At 70.5% G+C, this 4,461-nt stretch carries 6 protein-coding genes; all 6 read right to left on the bottom strand.

Annotation, left to right across the window (positions count from 1 at the left end):
* Positions 1 to 52: 52 nt before the first annotated feature.
* The gene (locus tag ACFVJS_RS26475; RefSeq protein WP_378886543.1) at positions 53 to 1,465 is read right to left on the bottom strand and encodes a sensor histidine kinase; all 1,413 of its coding nucleotides are present in this window, start codon (positions 1,463 to 1,465) and stop codon (positions 53 to 55) included.
* Positions 1,462 to 2,184 carry a response regulator transcription factor gene (locus ACFVJS_RS26470; RefSeq protein ID WP_378886542.1) on the bottom strand — a complete coding sequence of 241 codons (723 nt, stop codon included), beginning with the start codon at positions 2,182 to 2,184 and terminating at the stop codon, positions 1,462 to 1,464. The genes ACFVJS_RS26475 and ACFVJS_RS26470 overlap by 4 nt, the downstream gene beginning before the upstream one ends.
* A 103-nt stretch (positions 2,185 to 2,287) precedes the next feature.
* Positions 2,288 to 2,482: a hypothetical protein gene (locus ACFVJS_RS26465; RefSeq protein ID WP_378886541.1), complete on the bottom strand. Its 195-nt coding sequence runs from the start codon at positions 2,480 to 2,482 to the stop codon at positions 2,288 to 2,290.
* Positions 2,483 to 2,701: 219 nt separating this feature from the next.
* On the bottom strand, positions 2,702 to 3,289 hold the full coding sequence (locus tag ACFVJS_RS26460) for a hypothetical protein (RefSeq protein WP_378886540.1): 588 nt from the start codon (positions 3,287 to 3,289) through the stop codon (positions 2,702 to 2,704).
* Positions 3,290 to 3,299: 10 nt separating this feature from the next.
* Positions 3,300 to 4,208, bottom strand: coding sequence for a zinc metalloprotease HtpX (htpX, locus tag ACFVJS_RS26455; protein ID WP_378886539.1), 909 nt, complete (start codon positions 4,206 to 4,208; stop codon positions 3,300 to 3,302).
* A gap of 8 nt (positions 4,209 to 4,216) precedes the next feature.
* The coding region (locus tag ACFVJS_RS26450; protein WP_378886538.1) for a hypothetical protein at positions 4,217 to 4,461 on the bottom strand (245 nt) is incomplete at its 5' end.

The raw sequence follows: 4,461 nt of genomic DNA, 5'->3' as shown, positions 1-4,461 counted from the left end.
AGGTGGCACTCCGGTGCCACCTCGGCCGACGTGCGTGACGCCTCGGCTGCGGTCAGCTGGTGGGGAGACGTACGGCGATCGAGGTGTCGCCGGGGACGCTGGTCAGCCTCACGGTGCCGCCGTGGGCGGTGACGATGGCGTGGACGAGGGCGAGGCCGAGGCCGGCGCCGCCGTCGCGCTGGCGGGCCTCGTCGGCGCGGGTGAAGCGCTCGAACGCGTGCGGGACGAGGGACGGCGGGAACCCGGGACCGTCGTCGTGGACGTCGAAACCATCAGGACGTACGCGGACCGTGACCGTGGTGCCGGCCGGCGTGTGCCGCCGCTCGTTGGTGAGCAGGTTGCTGATCACCTGGTGGAGCCGCTGATCGTCGCCGGTGACGATCACCTCGACGTCCTCGGAGTCGGCGTCGGCGGGCAGCTCGAGCCGCCAGGTGTGTGATGGGGCGATGACCCGGGCGTCGTCGACCGCCTCCAGGAGCAGACGGGTGAGGTCGACCGCGTCGCGGGCGAGCGGACGACCCTGGTCGAGGCGGGCGAGCAGGAGCAGGTCCTCGACCAGCGCGGTCATCCGCACCGACTCCTCCTCCACCTTGCCGAGGGCCGTCGGGACCGCTTCGGGCCGCTGCTGGGCGAGCTCGGTGTAGCCGCGGATGGTGGTCAGCGGGGTGCGCAGCTCATGGGAGGCGTCGGCGACGAACTGACGTACCTGCTGCTCGCTGCGGTGACGCTCGGCCAGTGAGGTCTCGACGTGGTCGAGCAGGGAGTTGAGGGCGGCGCCGACCTGGCCGACCTCGGTGTCCTCGTCGGTGAGCCGGTCGGGCACGCGCTCGGTCACCGAGACCTCGCCGGAGGAGAGCGGCAGCGCGGCCACCGTGTGAGCGGTGGCCGCGACCTCGCGCAGCGGGCTGAGCTGGCGGCGTACGACGAGGTAGCCGGCGCCCGCCGCGCCCACGACGCCCAGCAGGATCAGCAGGGCCTCCCAGTAGATCAGGCTGTCGATGGTGTTCTCGACCTCGTCGGTCGAACGCCCGGTGACGACCACCCCCTGGTCGCCGTTGGCGAGGTTGCCCGATCGAGCGATCACCCGGTAGGCACCGTGGTCGGGCAGGTCGACGCCATGGGGACGGGCGTCGACGGGCACGTCCGCCAAAGCCTCCAGATCGGCGGGGGTGAGCGACTCGACCTGGGTGGGGACGAAGTCGCCGAGGTTGCCTTGGGCGGGGCCGTTCTCGGGGAACACCGCGATGACCGAGTCCGGTCCGATGTTCAAGTTGCCTGGGCGTGGGCCGGCGACGCTGCGAGCCATGTCGCGCACGTCGCGGTCCAGCCGGTTCATCAGGGTCTCGCGCAACGCGATGGTGGCGAACGTCGCGATCAGCAGCGAGACGACCAGCACCAGAGAGACCGCGGTGATCACCAGGCGCGAGATGAGCGGCGCGAACAGCCGCTTCAGCCGGCTGCTCACTCAGCGGCCTTCAGCACATACCCCGCGCCCCGCATGGTGTGGATCATCGGCTCCCGGCCGGCGTCGATCTTCTTGCGCAGGTAGGAGATGTAGAGCTCGACGACGTTGGCCTGGCCGCCGAAGTCGTAGGACCAGACCCGGTCGAGGATCTGGGCCTTGGACAGCACCCGGCGCGGGTTGCGCATCAGGAAACGGAGCAGCTCGAACTCGGTGGCGGTCAGGGTGATCTCCTCCCCCGCCCGGTGCACCTCACGGGAGTCCTCGTCCATCGTCAGGTCGCCGACGTGGATCACCGAGTGCTCCTCGACTTTGGTCGCGCCGGCCCGCCGCATCAGGCCGCGCAGCCGCGCAACGAGCTCCTCGAGCGAGAACGGCTTGGTCACGTAGTCGTCACCGCCCGCGGTGAGTCCGGTGACCCGGTCCTCGACCGCGTCCTTGGCGGTGAGGAAGAGGACCGGTACGCCCGGGTTGGTCGCCCGCACCCGGCGCAGGACCTCGAGCCCGTCGAAGTCGGGCAGCATCCAGTCGAGCACGATCGCGTCGGGCGCGGTCTCCTTCGCGGCGGTCACGGCCTTGGAACCGGAGTGGGCCATGGTGACCTCCCAGCCCTCGAAACGCAGGGCCATCGAGATGAGCTCGGCGATGTTCACCTCGTCGTCGACGACGAGCACCCGCAGCGGCGATCCGTCTGGCCGGGTCAGGTCCTGTGCTCCTGTCATGAGTCCATCATGCGATCGGTTGCTGTGTGGTGGCTGTGAGATCTCTGTGGTGTGTCGATGTTCCGGCTCCCCTGTGCGGAGACTGTGGACCCCGGGTGATCGGTCAGGCGCGGCGGGCGGTGTGGAGCATCAGGTCGGCGCGTACGTCCACCTGATCCGGGAGCACCGCGGCCAGGTCGGCGAAGAGCGCGGACCGGTCCTCGGCCGGCAGGATCCGGATCGCGGAGATCGTGTCGAGGTGGCGCAGGTCGCGGGGGCGGTCCAGTGCCAGGCCGCAGCCGCGTAGAGCAGGTCGCACGGCTCATGCTCCGCCGGGTCGAGGTCCTCCAGCGCAGCGCGGACCGTCGACACCGGCAAGCCTGCGCACTCGCGCCGGAGCACGGCCAGCATGTCGGCGTCGGGTTCGGTCGCGACCCCGCTCACCAGCGCGACCAGGTCGCCGGGATAGCCGAGCCGGTAGCGCTCGCAGGTCTCCGCAACGGCTCCGAAGCTCCGTGCTCGTCCCATGGTCGCGATCTCAGAGCCCGGGGGCTCCCCAGAGCGCGAGCCAGCGGGAGAGGTCCTTCTCGACCGGAAGATCGCCCTCGATCGCGGTGCGGACGTTGATCTCGAGCAGGTTGTCGCGCTCCTGCGGGCCGGTCGGGACGAACGGGTAGAAGGTGCCCTGCTTGTAGAGGTAGATCAGCCCCACGCTGCGCCCGTCGGCGCCGCGGAAGGCGATCAGCGAGCACAGCAGGCCGGGACCGAAGCCGTTCATCTCCAACGTGGTGTTGACCGCGTGGAGGTCGGTCACCAGGCCGGTGATGTCGGGGTTGGCCGGGTCGAGGGGCTCGTGGTCGACGCTGAGCCAGGTGAAGCCGAACTCGTCGATGCTCGTGGTCACCGTCGGCGCGCTCTCGGAGGCACCGAGCAGCTCGACGACGTCGTTCTGGGTGCCGGCGAACCCGGCCCCTGCCGCGGCCCGGTAGCAGACTGCGCCGTCGCCGGTCGGTACCAGCCCGAGCGAGGTCTGCATGGTGAGCGCGGCGGTCGGCACCGCGAACAGCGCGTCGAGGTTGGCCTGCTTGGGTCGCGTACGACCCGTGATGACGTCCCAGAAGCCCACGAGGGCGACCTTACTGCGCCGGACGGCCGAGCTCGGCCTCGATCCGGGCGAGTTGCTCCAGGCGCTGTTCGAGCGACGGATGCGTCGAGGTCAGCGTACGCAGCGACTGGCCGCTGATGGCCGGCGCGATGAAGAACGCGTTCATCGCCTGTGCGGACCGCAGGTCGCGGCTCGGGATCGCGGAGATCTCGCCGGTGATCTTCTGCAGCGCGCTGGCCAGCGCGGCCGGTTTCATGGTCAGCTGGGCGCCGGCCCGGTCGGCGGCGAGCTCGCGGTAGCGCGAGAGCATCCGCAGCAGCAGCCACGACACCGCGTAGACCGCGAGCGAGACCAGCAGCACGACCAGCCACACCGGGAGACCGTTGTTGTTGTCGCGGCGGCCGCCGCCTGCGTACGCACCGTACTGGGAGCCCCGCGACAGCATCCCGGCCACGATGCCGGCCGAGGAGGCGACCGTCATGACCAGCACGTCGCGGTGGGCGACGTGGGAGAGCTCGTGAGCGAGCACGCCCTCCAGCTCCTCGGCGGAGAGGCGCTGCATGATGCCGGTGGTCACCACGACCGCGGACCGCTTCGGCGAGCGGCCGGTGGCGAAGGCGTTGGGCATGTCGGTGTAGGCGATCCCGACCCGCGGCTTCGGCATGTCGGCCAGGGCGCACAGCCGATCGATCATCGCGTGCAGCTCAGGCGCCTCCTGGGCCGACACCTCGCGTGCGCCCATGGCGCGCATCGCGAGAGTGTCGGAGGCGTACCACTGCCACCAGGCGATGCCGAGCCCGACGATGCCGATGATCGGCGCCCACTGGGCGGGCAGGACGTACATCAGCGCCACGATGAGCCCGACGAACAGCGCGCCGAGCAGGAACATCACCGTGGTCATCCGGACGGTCAGCCCGGCATCACCCTGGAAACGTGACATGGCTGGTTCTAGCCAGGGATGAGGCCCTCGTCGCCGAGCATCTCGGAGACCTCGGCGAGCGTGGAGCCGGGTCCGGGGAGGATCAGGTCGGAGGAGTCGATCGCGTCGACCGGGTGGGCGGTGCCCAGCGAACGGACGCTGTCGAGCAGCGCGGCGAGCGCCGCCTCGAAGACGGCCTCGTCGGTGCCCTGGCAGGCAGCCTCGACGGCGGGGTCGAGGTCGTTGAGCTTGTCGACGGCGGCGTCGTGGACGT

The organism is Nocardioides sp. NPDC057772 (assembly GCF_042798075.1).
Classification (GTDB): domain Bacteria; phylum Actinomycetota; class Actinomycetes; order Propionibacteriales; family Nocardioidaceae; genus Nocardioides.
This window is presented reverse-complemented; position numbering and strand designations above follow the sequence as displayed.